This is a genomic window from Stenotrophomonas sp. PvP093 (genome assembly GCF_017876915.1).
In the GTDB taxonomy this organism is placed as follows: Bacteria; Pseudomonadota; Gammaproteobacteria; order Xanthomonadales; family Xanthomonadaceae; genus Stenotrophomonas; species Stenotrophomonas muris.
Map to the genome: position 1 here is coordinate 546,704 of NZ_JAGIOX010000004.1, position 18,136 is coordinate 564,839.

Here is an 18,136-nt window from a genome sequence, read left to right on the forward strand (position 1 = left end):
CCTTCAAAGCGGTAGTGACATCGCGTGTGGCGCGCGATGCTCATGAAGTATGCCGTCGCACAGGATCCTCTACATACTGGATCCATCGGGCAACATGGCACGAAAGTTCAGCGTCATGCGTGATCGTGAAGGCGGTATCCGTTGCGACAAAATGGAACCCGGCGCGATGGATTGCGAACCCTTCGTCATCATCGACGAGCTCCCGGTCGAGCAACCGGCGATCAACTATCTTCAGTTCAAGCGCATAGTCGCTCAATCGGTGATCAGCCTGTCTGAGCCCGGCTACCCGACCAATGTGTACGATGACATCCAGAATCCGCAGAGAAGGGATGCGGTCAGCCAGCATCTGGGGCAGCGTTTCGAGACTTACATCTACCTGGCTTCCGGCGCGTACTCGCTTGGCATCGATGTCTGGGCGCCGCAGAAGATCCGCTATGCTGACGGGTCTACCGCTTCCTACAACTACAGCATGATCAACCGTCGCTGGGAGCCCAACGCCCTCCTTTACAAGGACAGGTTCGGTAACTCCATTCCGCTTAGCGTTACACAGTTGAGCGAGGGGCGAGGCGGCGTTACGCATCGCTTCGAATTCCCGAATGGGAATGCCACCGATATGGGAAGCTTCGTCAATGCGCTCAACAACATCGGTGTCCCGGTGACGGGGGCGGGCAATCAGTCTGTCACCTGCACCAGCACGATCAGGCTCACCGAGGTCAAGGTGACCTGCAACCGGAACTGATGAGGAATAGATCGATGCGAGTTTCACCAGGCCTGGGTTCCACGGTCATATTCGGTACTTCCTTTGTGGGAGCACTGCTATGCGGGTTCGTGTTTCCATCCATGTCGGCAGGTTCCCCGGAGCTGACCCCTTGGATGTTCAACGGCCTGCTGGCGTGCGGTGCGGTTGCGCTTTTTAGTGCTCCCTTTGGCTGGCGGGGTTACCTGAACTGGAGATCGCGTCGATTGAAGTAACGCATGGGGCCTGCGTGACTGCTGGCCCCTTGTTGCCTGGGAGGAGGCGCAGCGCTAGGCGTCCTGGAAAACCGCCAGCTGCGCAGCAAACGCACGCTGGTAGGCGGGCCGCTGCGTGGCCCGGGCCACATAGGTGGCGACCTGTGGGTACTGGTCGAGCAGGCCGCTGCTCTTCAGGCGCAGCAGCACCGAGACCATCATCAGGTCGCCCACGCTGAATTCGCCGTCCAGCCACGTTGTCCTGGCCAACCACGTCGATAGTTGGGCCAGCCGCGTCCGGACCCGCTCATCGAGCATTGGCAGCCGTTGCGCGTACCAGGGTTGCTCGCGCTCAAGCACCCAGGCCATGGAGCGCTCGACGATGGGGGGCTCCACCGTGTTCAGCGCAGCGAACACCCACATGATCGCGCGCATGCGGGCGTCCGGATCGCGCGGCAGCAGGCCGGGGTGCTGTTCGGCCAGGTGCAGGGCGATGGCGCCGGATTCGAACAGGGTCCGGTCGCCCTCCTGCCACGTGGGAATCTGCCCGAACGGATTCCGTGCCAGGTGCGCGGGCTGCTTCAGCTCGGCGAAGCTGAGCAGTTGTACGTCATAGGCTACGGCCAGTTCCTCCAGCGCCCAGCGCACGCGCATGTCACGGGCCAGGCCCTGGCCGCGGTCGGGGGAGGCGGCGAAGGCGGTGAGGATCGGTGGCATTGGAGCGCTCCTGCAGGCCGATGGGCCTGCCTTTCCTGTTCCGACGAGCGACGGGGCGGGAAATCGACAGCCCTCGATGCGGGCCTTCACCCGGCCCGATGCTGCTCCCGATACTGATCGGGCGTGCACTGCGCGTGCCGCTTGAACATTTCGGCAAACGCGCTGACGCCTGAATAGCCCAGCTCCCCGGCGATGCGGCTGATCGGCTTGCGTGTGCACAGCGCCTCGGTGGCGCGCACGAACTTCACACGCCCACGCCGGCCGCCGAGTGACATGCCCAGTTCACTGCGCGCCATGCGCTCCAGCGTGCGCACGCTCATGTGAGGCCGCTGCGCGATCTCGGCCACGGATTCGGCCGTGCATTTGCCGCCTGCATCGTGCTGATGCAGCGCCGGAAGATTCCGCTGACGGTGCTGGAGTCACTGTTCCTGCAGGCCACGGCGGCGTCGCTGATCCTGCTGCCGGTGCAGCTGCCGGAGTGAACAACCTGACCGCGGTGGGCTGTTTCGGTTTCGCTGCGGTGTGTGCATCGATCCTTGCGCCCCTCAGCTGGATGACCGGTCTTTCGCGCTTGGGCGCGGCGCGCGTTTCGGGATTCTTCAGCCTGGTGCCGATCGTGACCGCCGCACTGGCGGTGATGCTGCTGGGTGAGTCACTCAGCGGATGGGGTGCTGGGTGGCAGCCTGCTGGCGGTGTCGGGTGTGGTACTTGCTGAATATGCCGCCAGGCACGGGTGCGGAAGGCCGATGCGGCCCGATATTCCAGCAAGGTCTGCACGAACCGTGCACCTCACGTCGACGTTGTGCGATGCCGTTGCGCTTCAGTCTGGCAACCCCATTCCCCGCCCGCGCAGGAGCCCTTCGATGAATACGCCTGGAAAGCCGAGACCCACCTGGAAGCAATGGCACGTGCTGCTGGTGATCCTGGCAATCGCGCTGCTGGTCACTCTGATCATCGTCACCGCACCGTGGTAACGCGTGCAACGCGCTCAGATTCCGTGAAAGCCGACGATGCTTGAAATGACGAAGTCAGCAGGTGTTTTGCATGGTGATGCGTGCATCAATTCGTGCTCACCTGGTTGGCACACGCGATTGCACACAGTGGGGTCGAAGGCAATGCAGATGCACTGCCATTCTCCACTGACTTTCGAGCACACAGGAGCGACGCCATGAGCACCCAGTCCACCATCGAACATCGCCTCAACGACCTGATCGAAATCGCCCGCGATGGCAAGTCGTTCTATGAAGAAGCGGCCACCAAGGTCAAGGATGCCGAGCTGTCGGCACTGTTCACCCGCATCGCTGGCGTCAAGGGCCGCATCGTGGCGGCGTTGAGCGGTTCAGTGGCCGCCAGCGGTGGCAAGCCGGCCGAACATGGCACCGTGGTCGGTTCGATGCAGCAGTTCTACGGCAAGGTTCGAGCCGCTTTCGGTGACACCAACTATGGCTACGTGGCTGAACTTGAAGAATCCGAGGACCGCCTGCTGGGCGCGTTCAAGGATGTGCTGCAGGACAACGAGCTGCCGCCGGCCGTGCGCCAGGAAGTGACCCAGCTGCTGCCGGAAGTGCAGGAGTGCCACAACGTCATGCGTGCGCGAAAGCACGCAATGAAGGCCGCCTGACCGCAGCGGTCGGCCCAATCAGCGGGACTGGCAGCCGGGGCGGTTTACCGCCCCGGCTGTTGCATTTGCGGCCCGCGCCGATGGCCTTTGATCAGGCCGCGTCGTCGTTCAGCATGTAGCCCAGCCCACGCTTGGACTCGATGCTGACACTGGCCGAGCGCAGGGCACGGCGCAGGCGTGATACGTGCGGATCCAACACGGTGGTACCGCCGTCGGCGCCGGCCAGGTGCACGGCAGCACTCAGCACTTCATGGCGGACGATCCGACCCTGGCGGGCGCAAAGCGCTTCCAGCAGCAGCAGCTGGCTACGCGGCAGGCTCAGGGGCGCACCGCCTACCAATGCCATGCGGTTGGAAAAATCGAACGTGAAATTGCCGATTCTCAGAATGTGGCCGGCATCAGCGTCGAGGCGCCGGGTAATCGCGCGCAGCCGCGCGGCCAGTTCGTCGAACTCGAACGGCGTGGGCAGGTAGTCATCGGCACCGGCATCCAGGCAAGCGATGCAGTCGGCAGCGTGGTTGTGGCGCCCCAACAGCAGAATGGGCAGCCAGGTACGCAAGCCGCGCACGATCTGCACCAGCTTCAGTGAATCGCCTTCGGGCAGCCAGCGGTCGAGAATGAGGGCGCGGTACTCCACGGCCTGTACCGCGGCCTTGGCCAGTGACCAGGTTGCCACGAGGTCCACCAGCATGTTGCGGCTCTGCAATACGTTGCGAAGCGCCTGTGCAAGTTCGGCGTCGTCCATGGCCACGAGGATGCGCATGCTGCGTCTTTTCCTGATTGCTGGATCCGGCGGGCGTGCAGGCGCACTGCGTAGCGTCCGTCATGGTGGTGAGGTCGCAGCGGGGCCGAGCAATGGTCACGGCTGCAGCACGTGCTGCAGCTGGCTGATCATCCCCCCCCGGGATGCCTGTCCTGGCATTGGCAGATGCAGGACGCGCAGCGCGGGCAGCGGACGGCTGCCTGCCAAGCGATCTCTACGTCGTATGGAGACCTGCCACGTGGCGGTGCATCACGCTGTGGCAGATGTCGAGGTGGTGGGCGCGCACCACCACCTCAGGCAAGCCGGAGAGGCTTAGCCGTTGCAGCAGTTGCTGTCGGAGCTGCTGCAGCTGTTGCCCAGGTTTTCCTGCTGGTTTTCGATCATCAGGCGCTGCAGATTCAGGACGCGATTCATATCAACTCTCCTTAGTCGTACATGGGATCGGGAGGCATGCGTGCCTCCCACGCGTTACGCAATGAAATGATTCACTGCGCGATTGCACCACGCAATCTCAAAGCCCTGTTGCAGTTGCTGAAGAACCCCGGTCTATACGTGGCGGATGGAAAATGGCATTGCCGATTGGAATGAGTCAAGTCAATTGTGGAATGAGAATCGCCTGCGCAATGTAGCGGCAAGGTACGGTGGCAATCATCGATCTGCAGGGACATTCCGGGCGGCTGCATTGCAGCGATAGCCGGCGGATTTCACGCCGTGCTTACGAATGAAGCAGGCAGGGAATCCGCATTCCGCATTTTGCGATGCCTGCAGGCTGGAGCGCCCGCAATGCATCCATCGCGCATGTGCGAGGCGTTGCGAGGCGTTCGCGGATGTGTGCACCGGGCAAACGAGCCGTGGAACCGACCAGGGAGAGACGATGTCAGCGCGTCAACGATCACTGCGTGAAGCACGCCACATGGACAAGGCCGCCTATGTGGGGGGCGACGAGCGGTTCTACGAATTGAGCTACAACCAGTACCGGCCCAGCGAAGATTTCCGCAGTATCGTTGAAGCGGAGATCGAGGCGGCCGGCATGGCGTGGACGATCCATCGCATCGGTGTCTGGTCGCACCTGGCGACGCATGGCGACCCGGTCGCCGGCAACCTGCCGCCGCAAGGCTGGAAGATCCACGTTTCAGCCACGCAGGAGAACTGCCAGCGGGTGCTGCGCACCGTCACCCGGATGGCCCTGGCCGAGCGCGTGAAGTTCAAGTTCGCCAATGACATGAACACGATGCGCATGATGAGCTCCAAGCGTTGGCCACGCGGTGGCTCAGGCAAGTTCATCACGCTCTATCCGCTGGACCTTGCGGTCTTCACGCGCTTCATCGAGCAGCTGCATGGGGCGCTGAAGGACGAAGATGGCTCGTACATCCTGTCCGATCGGCGCTACAAGGACTGCCGCTGCCTGTATTACCGCTATGGCGGCATGCGCCAGGTGTACCGGCTTGATTTCATCGGCCAGAAGGTGCCGATGCTGGTCGCGCCCGACGGCAGCCATGTTCCCGACCTGCGCAATCCCTATTTCGAGGTGCCTGCCTGGGAAACCGACCCGTTCCCCAGCGAGGATGATCCCGGCGAGATGACGTTGAAGGAGGGCCGCTATCAGGTGCAGGCCGCGCTTGGGTTCTCCAACACGGGCGGGGTCTACCTGGCGTTGGACCAGGTCACCGGGGAGGAAGTGGTCATCAAGGAGGCGCGGCCCCATGTGGAAATGCACGGGGAAGGGCTCGACGCCACCAGCCGCCTGGCACGCGAACGACGCAATCTGGAGTTGCTGGGCCCGGTGGGCGCCTCGCCGCGCTGCCTGGATGCATTCACCGATTGGGAAAACAGCTATCTGGTGGAAGAGCGCCTGGATGCATTCGATCTTCGCGAGCTGATGCTCAAGCATTCGCCGCTGATGAAGGCCCGTCCCAGCGCACGCGATGGTAGTGACTACTACGGGATGTGCGTGACCATCTTCACCGGTCTGCTTCGCGCGGTCGACCGCGCGCACAAGGTGGGAGTGGTGATCGGTGACATCTCGCCGTCCAACATCATGGTCGACCGCAGCGACATGCGTGTGCGCCTGATTGATCTGGAGGCCGCGTTCCTGGACGGCAGCGATGAGTGGGATGACATCCACACGCCCGGATTCCGCCGGATCATGAAGGGTCGCAAGCGCGCCAGCTGTTTCAGGGATGACCGCTATGCGACCGCGGTGGTGATGTTCTACTGCCTGTTCCCGCTGATGGCCATGGCCTACATCCGTACCGACCTGTTCCAGAAGGTGCTGCCGGTGATGATGGAGGATATCGGCTGGCAGCACACGCCCGTGGCCGAGGTCATCCAGGCGCTGGTGGACGACCGTATCGGCCTGGAAGAGGCCGCACAGCTGCTGCAGCAGCCGGCGACCCTGCAGGCGCCGTTCTCGTCGCCGCAGCGCCCGTTACCGGCGCCGCGCCAGTGTATCCGGCGGCTGCTCGCGTTCATGGATGCACACAGCCGGCTGCAGCCGGAGCGGACGCTGTTCCCACTTGATCCGTTCGCGCACTCCACCAACACGATGAGCCTTGGTCTGGGGGCGACCGGTGTGATCCACGCCTTCCATGGGGTGGGTCATCAGCCGTCGCCGGCGGTGATGGAGCGCTATGCGCAGGAGCTGCAGGCCCTGGATCGCACATCGCTACCGCCGGGGTTCCTCACCGGCCTTGCCGGCATCGCCTGGTCGGCGCTGCTGCGTGGCGAGGTGGAACTGGCCCGCAGCCTGCTCGACAGCGCTGACGGCAGTGACCTGTTGCATGCGCATCACTCGCTCTATCACGGCATGGCGGGTATCGGAATGGCGCACCTGGCCATGCATCACGCGACCGGCCTGCCCGGGCATCTCGACAGGGCGCTGTCGCTGGCGCGGCGGCTTGCAGACACCGTCCACCACGGAGAGCGGGGTGCCTACTGGCAGGACGAAGGTGGCGTCCGCATCGGCATGGGTTACGGCCAGGCCGGCGTGGCGCTGTTCCTGCTGAGGCTGTCGCAGCTCAGTGGTGATCCGGCATGGCGCGTGCTTGGCGAGCAGGCACTGCGACACGATCTCTCCTACGGCTTCGAGCTGGAGACCGGAGTGACCACCTTCCCCAGCTCACCGGAAGAGGTCAACACCTATGAACCCTATCTGGAGCAGGGGACTGCGGGCATCGCCAAGGTCGCGATCCGTTACGGCCTGTGGCAGGACGTGAATCGGCTGGTGGATGACTTCCATCGCAAGTATTCCGGCTTCTGCGGCCTGTTGTATGGCCTGTCGGGCATGCTGGATGTGTTTGTCGACGCCCATCTCTACTCCGGTGACCCGAGGTACCTGCAGATGGCGGAGCGACCGTACCAGGGCATCGTCGATCTGTATCTGTTCGAGGAGGAGGAGGGAATGGCGGCGGTGCCGGGCGAGAATCTGTTCCGCATTTCCTTCGACCACGGTACCGGCATCGCCGGAGTGATCCGCGCCCTGCATCGGTACGACACGCTGGCGCCGGATGAGTTCTTCCTGGATGCACTCGATGTGCATGGCGCGGTGGTACGGGAAGTGGACGCAGCCGGGGTGGGGCAGGCGGCGGTTGCATGAATGCGCGCCCGCACCCGGCCGGACAGCCACCTCAGCGCGAGCAGACCGCGCAGCGGCGTAGTGTGCGCGCCATCCTCGCCAGCTTCGCGATCCTGCTCGGCCCCCTCCGCGGGCGCTACCTTGCGGTGGCCGCCACCACCGCGATGTTCGGCGGACTGGGCGGGCTGCTGCATCCGCTGCTGATCCGCGCGATCTTCGACGAGGCCGCCAGCCGGCAGGATTTCAATCGCTTCCTGCTGCTTACCGGTGCATATCTGCTGCTGTGCCTGGTGACCAACCTGGGCAACTACAGCTGCGCGCTGTGGCAGCAGCGCGTGGATAACCGCATCGTGGAGCGGATCGGGACCTCGTTGCTGACCGCCTACTATGGCCGCAGTTATGACGAGGTGGTGCAGAAGGGGGCCGGCTACTATGTGGCGCGGATCCGCTCGGACGTGAAGGATGGCGTGGTGCCGATGCTGTCGGTCGCACGCACCACCCTGACCCAGGCGGTGACATTCGTCGCCTTGATCGCAGCCCTGCTGATCATCTCCTGGCGTGCGTTCCTGGTGCTGATGGCCATCATCCCCATCGCCACCACGGTCAGCGTGCTGGTCGGCCGACGCATCCGCGAGCTGACCGTGGTGGAGCGTGACCGCGAGGCCGAACTGGTTTCTTTGCTGACCCGGGCCGTGTCTGCCTTCAAGATGGTCTGTACGTTCGGCCTCGGCCCCAGGACGGTGCAGGCCCATGACCGCAGCCTGCGCGAGGTGCTGGATTCGACCTACCAGCGCTTCAGGGTGGTGAGGACCCTGCAGGGTGCGAGCGACCTGACGATGGTGATCTCGGATGTCTGCTCGATCTTCGTCGGCGCACTGTTCGTGTTCCGCCAACAGATGACACTGGGTTCGTTCATCGCCTTCATGAACGCCTTCTGGCGCTCAGCCACGACGCTCATCGGCATCTTCAAGAACATTGCCGAGATGCACAGCCACGGTGTGGTGGTGGTGCGGGTGGCGGAGTTCATGACCGCGCCGGCAGCCGCGGCGTCGGCCACGCACATCGAGGGTGGTCTGCTGGCGACGTCGATCGGCTACGGGTACGGCGCCACTCCCGTGTTTTCGGATTTCACCCTGGCCCTTTCACCCGGTGAACGTGCACTGGTGATTGGCGACAATGGCAGCGGCAAGACGACCCTGGCCAACGTCCTGGCCGGGTACTTCCAGCCCGTCGCCGGCCAGCTGCTGCGACCGGCGCGTATCCGCGCCATCACGCTTCCTCTGCAGTTCCCTCCGCTGAAGGTGCGCGACCTCGGCGCCGATCCGGTGCTGCTGGCGCGACTGGGGATGGACGGCGACGGGATCGCCGACAGCCTGCCGGAAACCCTGTCGGCAGGGCAGCAGCAGAAGATCGCCCTGGCGATGGTGCTGGGCGAGGACGCCGACCTCTACATTCTTGATGAGCCGGTCGCCAACCTCGATACGGCCAGCCGCGAGATTGCGATGGACGCGATCTTCGCACGCAGCCATGGCCGCATGCTGGTGATGATCATGCACGGCGCCGAGGCCTACCGCGCCCGATTCGATCACGTACACGAACTTGGCAGGTCCATGTGGCAACCGGCACGGGTCACGCCCGTGCACGTCCGGGGAGAGGCATGACATGAAGTCGATACAGGGTGCAGGAAAGGGTGCGGGCATGCGCAGGCTGGTCTACTGCGCGCAGGTGGCGCTGCACAATACACTGCGGAGCAAGGCCATCACCGCCCTGATGGTGCTGGCCATCGCGGTGGGAATTGGAGCCAGCATGACCACCTTGACCGTGGTCTACCTGCTGTCCGGCGATCCCTTGCCCGGGCGCAGCGGTGACCTCTACTACCCCCAGCTGGATGCCAACCCGAACTCGAAGGGCCGCGAGCCGTACGACGTGCTGGACTATCGCTCGGCCTTCGACCTGTGGTCGTCCGGGCGCGCGGACCAGCAGACACTGGTGGTCACCAACCCGGTCAAGCTGCGGCCCGATCAGGGCAGCGCACCACCGGTCATCCGCTCATCGATCTCCACCACCACCGACTTCGCGACGATGTTCGCGGTGCCGCTGGCGCATGGACGCTGGTGGTCACGCGAGGAGGATGACGCGCGCGCACGTGTGGTGGTGATCTCGTCGGAGCTCAACGAGCAGATGTTCGGTGGGGGCGACAGTGTGGGGCAGACACTGCGGGTCAAGGACACCGCGATGCGCATCGTGGGCGTGCTCGCGCCCTGGCGACCCTCGCCGCTGTTCTACAAGGTGCGGGGCGGCCGCTTCAGCGGCGGCAACACGTCGGGCTTCTTCGCCTCGGCCGATGATCTGTTCATGCCGCTGACCTCCAGCCTGGAGATCAATGACGGCGACTTCGTGCCGTTCACCTGCTGGTCCACGCCGGAGCAGCGCGGCCGGCTGCAGACCGCGCCGTGTGTCTGGGTACACCTGTGGGTCAAGCTGGACAGCGCCGCCAGGGTGGCCGCCTATCAGCGGTTCCTGCAGAACTATGCCGCTGAGCAGAAGGCCCTGGGCCGGATCAGCCACGCCGACAACACGCGGCTGCGCTCATTGATGCAGTGGCTCGACTTCAACCAGGTGGTACCCAGCGACGTGAAGCTGCAGGCCATCCTGGCCTTCGCCTTCCTCGGGATCTGCATTGCCAATGTGGTCGGTCTGCTGCTGGCGAAGTTCCTGCGCTACAGCGGCGAGATCGGCTTGCGTCGCGCACTGGGCGCAAGCCGCGCGGCGATCTTCCTGCAGTGCGTGGTCGAGGCCGCGCTGGTGGGGGCACTGGGTGGCACGCTGGGCCTGTTGCTGACCTGGCTCGGCCTGAGCGCGGTGCGCAGCCAGCCGGTGGCCTATGCGGACCTGGCGCGGCTTGATACCACCATGCTGCTGTTCACCCTGGCGCTGTCGGTGCTGGCCAGCCTGCTGGCGAGCCTGATTCCCGCGATCCGTGCCAGTGCGGTCCAGCCCATCGCCCAACTGAAGCTTCTGTAGAGGAACCACCATGCAGATCGGCATCGTACTTTCGGCCCTGCGCCGGCACCGCCTGGCGACCTTCCTCATCGCGATGGAGATCGCATTGGCCTGCGCCGTGCTGTGCAACGCGATCTTCCTGATGATTGAGCGGAACGCTGCAATGCAGCTGGTCAGTGGCCTGGACGAGTCACGGCTGGGGGTGATCCAGCTCGACGGCATCGATGCCGAGCGCGCCAACGATGTCAACGCGCGGGTCGTTGGTGCATTGCGGGGGCTGAGCGGCGTGACGGCGGCCGGGCTGGTCAGTGCCATGCCGTTCGGCAGCCCGGGCATACGCGCCGGCGTCAACCTGGACGAGGACCAGCAGGTGCCCGGCGGTGTTCTGGATTTCTACCTGGCCGATGCCGTGGCCCTGGACGCGCTGCAGTTGCACCTGGTGGGGGGGCGCATGCCCGGTGCGGACGAGTTCGCACCGACCGATGAACTGGTGCCGGCCAATCCCCCGGCGCTGGTCACCCAGGAGCTGGCCCAACGCTACTGGCCCGGCGAAAACGCCGTGGGCAAGAGCCTGTGGGCGATGGATACCCGGCTGCGGGTGATCGGCGTGGTCGAGCACATGGCCGTATCCCGCCCCGGCCGCGGTGAAGCCAAGGGCTCGGACTGGTCGGTGATCGTGCCCGCATCGCAGGGGCCGCGCCTGACCGGCCGCTATCTGGTGCGCGCCGAGGCCGGCGACATGAACCGCGTAATGCGCGATGCGCAGCAGGCAATCCGCCGTGTCGCGCCGGACGTGGTGTTCGATGTCGAGGGCAGCCGGCGGATCTCCGAACTGCGCGAGCGGCATTTCGAAGGTGACCGGGTCATGATGGGGCTGCTGGGCGGTGTCATCATCGCACTGCTGGCTGCCACTGCCCTGGGCATTGTCGGACTGGCCAGTTACTGGGTGGAGCAACGTCGCAAGCAGATCGGCATCCGCCGCGCGCTGGGGGCCACGCGCACCGATGTGATGCGCTATTTCCAGATCGAGAACCTGCTGATTGTCTCCATCGGCATCGCGGCCGGGGCTCTGCTGGCCTACGCGATGAACCTGACCCTGATGCGCTTCTACGAACTGCCGCGCCTGCCACTGCTGTACCTGCCGGTGAGTGCGGTGATCCTGCTGCTGCTGGGCCAGGCGGCGGTACTGCTGCCGGCGCTGCGTGCCGCGGCCATCGCGCCGGTGTCGGCCATCCGTTCGTTGTGAGTCCCGCAGCGGCCTTGGCCGGTCGCTGCTTTCATCTGCAAGCGAGAATTCCCATGCTCAGGATGCAAGGCGTCAGCAAAGTGTTCCAGGTGGGTGAAGTCATGACCCATGCATTGCGCTCCATCGACCTGTCGGTGCAGGAGGGCGATTTCCTGTCGATTACCGGCCCTTCCGGCTCCGGCAAGTCCACACTGCTGAACATCCTCGGTCTGCTCGAGGGCTTTTCCGGGGGCCACTACGCGATCGGTGGCGTGGATGTTGGCGGCATGCGCGACGCGGCGCTCAGCGCGCTGCGCAACGAGAAGATCGGCTTCGTGTTCCAGGCGTTCAACCTGATTCCGGATCTGACCATCCAGGCCAATGTGGAGGTGCCCCTGCGCTACCGTGGCATGGCGGCAGCCGAATGCAGGCAGCGTGTGGCCTCGGCACTGGCCCAGGTCGGACTGGGCAGCCGCATGTCGCACTATCCCGGCGAACTGTCGGGCGGGCAGCAGCAGCGCGCGGCGATCGCCCGCGCCATCGCGGGTACGCCGGCCCTGCTGCTGGCTGACGAGCCGACCGGAAACCTGGACTCGCAGATGTCGCAGGGGGTCATGGAGATTCTGCGTGAGCTCAACCAGGGCGGCATGACCATCATCATGGTGACGCATGACAAGGAGCTGGCGGCGTGCGCGGGTCGCAGCGTCCACATCGTGGATGGGCAGATCGTCGAGGTCACAGCACAGGCCATGCAGGCGCTGTGCGCCTGAGCTGAAAGAGCGTCACCCGCAAGCAGAAGGGGCGGCCGATGGGCCGCCCCTCCTGTTTTCATCGCACTGCAGGCACAGATCAGAAACGCACGGACCAGCGTGCATTCGCACCATGGTCACGGCTCTCGCTGCCGAACTGGCCGCTGTAGCCCAGCTCCAGCTGCTGGCGCGAGGTGAGCCACGCCGACAGGCCCAGTTCGGCCACCACCGCGTTGTCGGCGATCGGCGCGCCGTTGACCGCGAACGTGGAGCTGCCATTGGCAAACGCAAGGTTGGCGACCTGGCTGCGATCCCCCGAGGCACGACGATAGCCGACGCCCCCGCGCAGGTGCAGCCAGCTGTCCTGCTGGAACGAAGCCTTCAGCCCCTTGTCGAAGCGCACGCCGGCGGTGGCGATCGTGGTTCCGGTGTCGTCCACCTTGCCCTGCAGCGCCGCTGCTCCACCGCGTTCGCTGATGCGCTTGAGGTCCACTTCCACGCGCGCCACCTGCAGGTACGGCTCCAGCCCGGCTTCGGGGCCACCGAAGCGATAACCAGCTTCGATGAAGGCCTGGCGGGTGCGGGCGTCGTAACGCGCGCTCAGGCTGTCACTGAAACCTGCGAAGGCGACTTCACGCGTGCTCTTCACCTCGTGCTTGCTCCACGCCACACCACCGCGCAGGCCGAAGCCGCCCCAGGTGTGGCTGGCATAGGCACCGAAGTGCGTGTTGTCGATCTTCGACTTGGCGCGGCGGTCCTGCTGCTTGACGTCGGTACGGCCGGTACCGGCCAGCACGCCGACCTGCCAGCCGGAGAACTCGCGGTCGATGCCGACCAGCAGGCCGTTGCTGTTGGCCTCGGTGCGGGCGGTGTTGAAGTCACCGTCCAGCCTGCTGTTGCCACCGATGGCCTGCACCCATGCGCCCGTCGCATCACCCACGTCGCTGCCGGGTGCGGCGGCGCCGGCCCGGCGTGACAACGCGGCATCGCGCACGTAGCGGCTGCCCTCGACCAGGGCGATGGCCGTGGCCGGATGCAGCTCGCCGCTGAGGCCATCGAGCACGCCACCGACCTGCTGCGGGAACAGCTGAGTCAGCGGCTTGGGCAGGCCCTGGGCGATCGGCAGCAGGTCGGCGGCGGCCGCCACCGCACGCTGGTTGGGCGTGTTGGCAGCCGTGGCCAGCGAAGCGCCACGGGCAACGTCGATGCGCGTGCCATTGGCACCGTAGGCCAGGCTGAACTGCAGGAAGGGCGAGAACGCACTGAAGTCGGTCTTGGCGAACTGGCCGCTGATGCCACCGTCGGCACGCAAAACGTTGAACTGTTCGCCGAGGTAATACACGCCCGGTTCCGGCAGGGCGACCAGGGTGCCGCCGAGGGTGGCGGTGCCGGTCACGTGCAGCTGGTCACTGCGGCCACCCGGTGCCAGCTCCGCCGCATACACGCCGGTGGCGCCCTGCACGTAGTTGCCGTTGATGGTCAGCGTGCCGATCGAGTTGCCCGGCGCGATGATGCCGTCCACGCGGGTGTTGCCGAGCGTGCCGACGCCCTTCAACAGGCCATTGGCGCCGACCGTGGTGGTGCCACCGGCCTGCGTGCCGTTGAAGGACACCACGCCGCCGTTGACCACCAGGTTGCTGTTATCCAGCACGCCGCTGGTGCTGACCGTGCTGACGCCACCGGTAGTGGTCAGGGCGGTGGAGACCAGGCTGCCGTTGAGCAGCAGCCGGCCACCCTGGACCTCGACCGCCGAGGTGAGCGTGTTGGCGCCGTTCAACTCCAGCATGCCGTCCTGCACCACGGCGCCGTTGAAGCTGTTGTTGCCGCTCAGGCGCAGCCAACCGATACCGGATTTGGTCAGCTTGCCGGGGCCGCCGATGTCGTTGGTCCAGTTGTCCCACGCATCGCCTTCCCAGACCTTCAGGCCGCCGGCCCTCTGGTTCATCACCACGTTGGTGTCCACGCGCAGCGAGCCATAGCCTTCGATGGCCTTGCGCAGGTCGACCATGCCCCAGCCGTAGATTGCATCGATGCCTGGCGCGCCGAGATCGCGTGCGGTGGTCAGCAGCACGTCGCGGACCTGGGCGTTGTCCAGGTACGGGAAGCGCTCCATCAGCAGGCCGAGGGCGCCGGTGATATGGGGGGCGGCCATCGACGTGCCGGTCTTGGTGCCGTAGACGTAGTTGGTGCTCTCGCTGTCGATGATCAGCCGCACGTAGGCGGAGGTGTTCTCGATGCGGCCCTGGATATCGCCGGAGACGATGGTGCTGACGATATCGGTACCGGGGGCCGAGATGCACCAGTTGGCGGCAACCCCGCAGATGCTGGAACTGCCATCGATCACGTAGTCGGTTTCACCTGCGGCGGTGTCGGGCCGGCGGACATTGGCGACCGCCAGCCAGTACGGTTCCAGTTCGGGCTTCCAGCGCGGCATCGAGGCGGTGATGCCGGCAACCGCACCGCTGCCGTTGCCAGCCGACCACACCTGGATGAGAGTGGAGCCCGGGGCATCGCCGTTGTTGGCGTAGATGCTGCCGTACACGCCGTAGTCGGCACCGATGCTGGCGTACTGCTGGTCCAGCGCGGCGGCGGTCATGTTGCGCGTGGAAATGCCCCAGCTGTGATTGATGGCGCGTACACCCTGCGCCTGGATCTGCGCATACATGTCCAGCGTGGCGGCATCATCCGGATCGGTGCGGTACACCGCGCGCGGACGATAGAACCTGTCTGGGTCCAGGCGCCACTCGTAGTAGGTGTCACCGAACACGCGGGCGGCAGTGAGATCCGCACCAAAGGCCACACCATGCATGCCGGTGCCATTGCGGTTGGCGCCGATGGTGCCAAGCACATGCGTGCCGTGATCGGCGTAGCTGAAGCCATAGGGCTGGCCGGCGGCGATCAGGCGTGCCGCCAGTGAGGCCGGAACGCCGGCGCCCAGTCCGTAGTAGTTGTAGCCGGGCTGTTCGCCGCGGGTCTGCCCGCAGGCGCCCGCCCCTGCGACCACGCCCGGCGTCGCACAGTCGGCACCGATGGTGATGCTGGAGGTATTGCGTCCTGCAAACTCCGGATGCGCCAGTGCGGAGCCCGAGTCGAACAGCGCCAGGCGTACGCCCTTGCCGGTCAGGCCGCGCGCATAGGCGTAGTCCGCGCCCATCGCGCCCAGGCCCCAATCGGCGTTGAATTCGTCGCTGCGCCAGCTGGCCGGATCGCCGGGATTGCCAAGAACGGCGTTGCTGCTGGCGGCAGCTGCCGTGGCCGTGGTTGCAGGTGCGGTGCTGGCAGCGGGCTGCGCCCACGCGGCCTGCAGCTGGCGCTGCTGCTGCCAGGCCTCGAGTGATTCGCTGGCCATGGCTGGCAGTGCGGTGGCCAGCAGCAGCGAGCTGGCGACGGCAAGCGCCAGCGGGCGATGCGACAGGGAGCGGGACGAACGGCCGTACAGCGGGTGATTCATCGGACAACTTCCTTGGTTGACGGACAACAAGGCCGTTAAGGAGGGTCTGAACAACGCACTCTGACACTTGGATTTCAGCGTCAGAGCGCCGGACCAGCGTCGATTTGATCAATTTCCCGCCCTTTCAGGCGGTTTCTGGCGGGTTTTCCCGCCTTACAGGCGCACCACCCCCATCGCCGGCAACAGGCGCCGGCGCGCCATCCACAGGTTCGACAGCGCGAACAGCGTCAGCACCTGCGCCGCGTTCTTCGCCAGGCCGCGGTAGCGCACCTTCGTGTAGCCGAACTGGCGCTTGATCACCCGGAACGGATGCTCGACCTTCGCGCGCAGGCTCGCCTTGTACCGCTCCCAGCGCTCGGTGTAACGCCGCTCGCGCGGGTTCTTCATCGCCCGCAACTTCGACGGCTTCTCCGCGATCAGGAAGCCGGCCTCCACATCCTTCAACTCTTCACGCTTGTCGGCACCGGTATAGCCGCTGTCGCCACAGATCGTGTCTTCCCGGCCGTGCAGCAGCCTGTGTACCCGGGTCACGTCGGCCACGTTCGCCGCCGTGCACTCGACGTGGTGCACCAGGCCGGATTCATCATCGACGCCGATGTGCGCCTTCATGCCGAAGTGCCACTGGTTGCCCTTCTTCGTCTGGCACATTTCCGGATCGCGCTTGCCTTCGGCGTTCTTCGTCGAGCTCGGCGCGGCGATGATCGTCGCGTCCACGATCGTGCCCGCGTGCAGGCTCAGGCCCTTGCGCGCCAGATGCGCATTCACCCGCTCGAAGATCCGCCCGGCCAGGCCGTGGGTTTCCAGCAACCGGCGGAAGTGGAGGATCGTGGTCTCGTCGGGAATCGCGTCCACGCCGCCCAACCGCGCGAACCGGCGCATCACCGGCGTGTCGTACAAGGCCTCTTCCATCGCCGGGTCGCTGAGCGCGTACCACTGCTGCAGGAAATGGATGCGCAGCATCGTCGCCAGCGGGTACGGCTGGCGGCCGGGACGGCCCAGCTTCGGGTAGTGCGGCTCGATCAGCGCCAGCAGCGCCTGCCACGGCACCACCTGCTCCATCTCGGCCAGGAAGATCTCCCGCCGCGTGCGCTTGCGCTGGCCCAGGGTCTCGGCATCACCGAACGTCAGCTGCATCGATCGTCACCCCAATCTGGTGCGCTATTGTCGCCTGCAGCAGCGGAGTTGTTCAGACCTTCCTTAACGCCAAGGCATGGCGATATCCCCCAGTAATGTGAAGGGAATTTTATGAACGTGTTAATGTTTTGTGATCGGTGCATGGTGCGGCTCCAGCGGGCAGGGCAACGTGACCCTTCCTTCCGAGGCTTCGGAACCGCCCATGCGTACCGCATTCCGTAAACCACCGTTGGCGATATTGGGCGGTGCCGATCCTGGCAGCGACGCGTTCGAGCGCGCAGCTGGTGGCCAGGTGCCCAGCGTCATCCCGGAAGGCAGCATGCCGCCGGCCGACTGGCCGGCCACGGTGGTGGTGCCCTGTGGCATGGGGGATGCGCGCAACCTGATCATGGCCCTTGCCGGTGATGCCTGCATCGTCAGCGGTGGGCGCGCCTGCACAATCTCGGAGGTTTGGCTGCACAAGCGGCCGCTGCTGCCGCTTGCAGGGGCAGGTGGCGGGTCCGACGCGCTGCCGAACACCCCGCCGGACGAGCGCGGCAATTCGCCGATCCTGCCGTGGCGCAACAGTGATGAGCTGGCCGGGCAACTGCGTGTCCTGGGAATGCTGCAACACTGAGTCCAGCCGCATCCGCCTTCACCCAACGTCCCGTGTGCAGCGCTAAGGTGGCCCGGCCTGGGCTCACCAGGCTTATCAAGGAGTGATGTCGATGCGTACTTTCAGGAAAGTGATCGCCGGTGCTGTGTTCGCGTTGGCCTGCAGCGGCTCGGTGGCCGTGGCCGGACCGGTCCAGCCCTGCGATTTTCCCTGCTGGAAGGCCTACCAGGCGTGTGTAGCCGGTGGGGGTGATGCCATGGAATGCCAGTACGAATACGATCGATGCGTCATGGAGCGCTGCGGCGCGGTGTAAGCCCAGCCATGATCGGCTGATGACGGGCCCCGTCCATGAC

The 18,136-nt window shown here is 65.3% G+C and carries 15 protein-coding genes and 1 pseudogene; 10 read left to right on the forward strand and 6 right to left on the reverse strand.

Features of this window, described 5'->3' with window-relative positions; all coding sequences use genetic code 11:
* Window positions 1-94: 94 nt before the first annotated feature.
* Entirely contained in the window at window positions 95-739 is a 645-nt protein-coding gene (locus tag J3A72_RS05255; RefSeq protein WP_230374576.1) for a hypothetical protein, read from the forward strand.
* 287 nt (window positions 740-1,026) lie between these two features.
* Here the strand turns inward: J3A72_RS05255 and J3A72_RS05260 are convergent, their stop codons facing one another.
* Window positions 1,027-1,668 carry a glutathione S-transferase family protein gene (locus J3A72_RS05260; RefSeq protein ID WP_075076429.1) on the reverse strand — a complete coding sequence of 214 codons (642 nt, stop codon included), beginning with the start codon at window positions 1,666-1,668 and terminating at the stop codon, window positions 1,027-1,029.
* 86 nt (window positions 1,669-1,754) lie between these two features.
* Window positions 1,755-2,024: pseudogene (locus tag J3A72_RS23155) on the reverse strand (helix-turn-helix domain-containing protein); the annotation flags it as partial.
* Between the two features lie 164 nt (window positions 2,025-2,188).
* Between J3A72_RS23155 and J3A72_RS22965 the strand changes: the two are divergent.
* Window positions 2,189-2,383 carry an EamA family transporter gene (locus J3A72_RS22965; RefSeq protein ID WP_230374578.1) on the forward strand — a complete coding sequence of 65 codons (195 nt, stop codon included), beginning with the start codon at window positions 2,189-2,191 and terminating at the stop codon, window positions 2,381-2,383.
* A gap of 453 nt (window positions 2,384-2,836) precedes the next feature.
* On the forward strand, window positions 2,837-3,289 hold the full coding sequence (locus J3A72_RS05275; RefSeq protein WP_014648535.1) for a PA2169 family four-helix-bundle protein: 453 nt from the start codon (window positions 2,837-2,839) through the stop codon (window positions 3,287-3,289).
* Between the two features lie 91 nt (window positions 3,290-3,380).
* Here J3A72_RS05275 and J3A72_RS05280 read toward each other — a convergent pair whose 3' ends face one another.
* Both J3A72_RS05280 and J3A72_RS05285 read right to left on the reverse strand, forming a co-directional pair.
* Window positions 3,381-4,052, reverse strand: coding sequence for a response regulator transcription factor (locus J3A72_RS05280; RefSeq protein WP_032958333.1), 672 nt, complete (start codon window positions 4,050-4,052; stop codon window positions 3,381-3,383).
* A 312-nt stretch (window positions 4,053-4,364) separates the two neighbouring features.
* Window positions 4,365-4,466, reverse strand: coding sequence for a class III lanthipeptide (locus J3A72_RS05285; protein WP_014038605.1), 102 nt, complete (start codon window positions 4,464-4,466; stop codon window positions 4,365-4,367).
* Between the two features lie 460 nt (window positions 4,467-4,926).
* Between J3A72_RS05285 and lanKC the strand changes: the two genes are divergently transcribed.
* Genes lanKC through J3A72_RS05310 form a run of 5 tightly spaced genes read left to right on the forward strand, consistent with a single transcriptional unit; the run spans window position 4,927 to window position 12,624 of the window.
* Entirely contained in the window at window positions 4,927-7,647 is a 2,721-nt protein-coding gene (gene lanKC / locus J3A72_RS05290) for a class III lanthionine synthetase LanKC (RefSeq protein ID WP_075076428.1), read from the forward strand.
* A complete protein-coding gene (locus tag J3A72_RS05295; protein ID WP_075076427.1) occupies window positions 7,644-9,287 on the forward strand; it encodes an ABC transporter ATP-binding protein in 1,644 nt (547 codons plus the stop codon). The genes lanKC and J3A72_RS05295 overlap by 4 nt, the downstream gene beginning before the upstream one ends.
* Window positions 9,288-9,324: 37 nt before the next feature.
* A complete protein-coding gene (locus J3A72_RS05300; RefSeq protein ID WP_075076426.1) occupies window positions 9,325-10,650 on the forward strand; it encodes an ABC transporter permease in 1,326 nt (441 codons plus the stop codon).
* A gap of 10 nt (window positions 10,651-10,660) precedes the next feature.
* Window positions 10,661-11,875, forward strand: a complete 1,215-nt coding sequence (locus J3A72_RS05305; protein WP_032958343.1) for an FtsX-like permease family protein — start codon at window positions 10,661-10,663, stop codon at window positions 11,873-11,875.
* A gap of 53 nt (window positions 11,876-11,928) precedes the next feature.
* Window positions 11,929-12,624 (forward strand): ABC transporter ATP-binding protein, encoded by a 696-nt coding sequence (locus tag J3A72_RS05310; RefSeq protein WP_049439239.1) that lies wholly within the window; start codon window positions 11,929-11,931, stop codon window positions 12,622-12,624.
* A 79-nt stretch (window positions 12,625-12,703) separates the two neighbouring features.
* Here the strand turns inward: J3A72_RS05310 and J3A72_RS05315 are convergent, their stop codons facing one another.
* Together J3A72_RS05315 and J3A72_RS05320 are read right to left on the reverse strand one after the other, a co-directional pair.
* Window positions 12,704-16,054, reverse strand: a complete 3,351-nt coding sequence (locus tag J3A72_RS05315) for an autotransporter serine protease (RefSeq protein WP_075076425.1) — start codon at window positions 16,052-16,054, stop codon at window positions 12,704-12,706.
* A gap of 153 nt (window positions 16,055-16,207) precedes the next feature.
* Window positions 16,208-17,188, reverse strand: coding sequence for an IS5 family transposase (locus J3A72_RS05320; RefSeq protein WP_075076136.1), 981 nt, complete (start codon window positions 17,186-17,188; stop codon window positions 16,208-16,210).
* 202 nt (window positions 17,189-17,390) lie between these two features.
* On the opposite strand from J3A72_RS05320, the gene J3A72_RS05325 reads away from it, so the two are divergent.
* Complete coding sequence (locus tag J3A72_RS05325) at window positions 17,391-17,804, forward strand: Rossmann fold nucleotide-binding protein (RefSeq protein WP_049404763.1); 414 nt, start codon at window positions 17,391-17,393, stop codon at window positions 17,802-17,804.
* Window positions 17,805-17,895: 91 nt separating this feature from the next.
* A complete protein-coding gene (locus J3A72_RS23210; RefSeq protein WP_032958391.1) occupies window positions 17,896-18,096 on the forward strand; it encodes a hypothetical protein in 201 nt (66 codons plus the stop codon).
* Window positions 18,097-18,136: the final 40 nt, after the last annotated feature.

Bases quoted from the DNA above. Each gene is read 5' to 3' on its own strand.
- J3A72_RS05255 (WP_230374576.1), top strand. From the start codon at position 95: ATGGCACGAAAGTTCAGCGTCATGCGTGATCGTGAAGGCGGTATCCGT.
- J3A72_RS05260 (WP_075076429.1), bottom strand. From the start codon at position 1,668: ATGCCACCGATCCTCACCGCCTTCGCCGCCTCCCCCGACCGCGGCCAG.
- J3A72_RS05275 (WP_014648535.1), top strand. From the start codon at position 2,837: ATGAGCACCCAGTCCACCATCGAACATCGCCTCAACGACCTGATCGAA.
- J3A72_RS05280 (WP_032958333.1), bottom strand. From the start codon at position 4,052: ATGCGCATCCTCGTGGCCATGGACGACGCCGAACTTGCACAGGCGCTT.
- J3A72_RS05285 (WP_014038605.1), bottom strand. From the start codon at position 4,466: ATGAATCGCGTCCTGAATCTGCAGCGCCTGATGATCGAAAACCAGCAG.
- lanKC (WP_075076428.1), top strand. From the start codon at position 4,927: ATGTCAGCGCGTCAACGATCACTGCGTGAAGCACGCCACATGGACAAG.
- J3A72_RS05295 (WP_075076427.1), top strand. From the start codon at position 7,644: ATGAATGCGCGCCCGCACCCGGCCGGACAGCCACCTCAGCGCGAGCAG.
- J3A72_RS05300 (WP_075076426.1), top strand. From the start codon at position 9,325: ATGCGCAGGCTGGTCTACTGCGCGCAGGTGGCGCTGCACAATACACTG.
- J3A72_RS05305 (WP_032958343.1), top strand. From the start codon at position 10,661: ATGCAGATCGGCATCGTACTTTCGGCCCTGCGCCGGCACCGCCTGGCG.
- J3A72_RS05310 (WP_049439239.1), top strand. From the start codon at position 11,929: ATGCTCAGGATGCAAGGCGTCAGCAAAGTGTTCCAGGTGGGTGAAGTC.
- J3A72_RS05315 (WP_075076425.1), bottom strand. From the start codon at position 16,054: ATGAATCACCCGCTGTACGGCCGTTCGTCCCGCTCCCTGTCGCATCGC.
- J3A72_RS05320 (WP_075076136.1), bottom strand. From the start codon at position 17,188: ATGCAGCTGACGTTCGGTGATGCCGAGACCCTGGGCCAGCGCAAGCGC.
- J3A72_RS05325 (WP_049404763.1), top strand. From the start codon at position 17,391: ATGCGTACCGCATTCCGTAAACCACCGTTGGCGATATTGGGCGGTGCC.
- J3A72_RS23210 (WP_032958391.1), top strand. From the start codon at position 17,896: ATGCGTACTTTCAGGAAAGTGATCGCCGGTGCTGTGTTCGCGTTGGCC.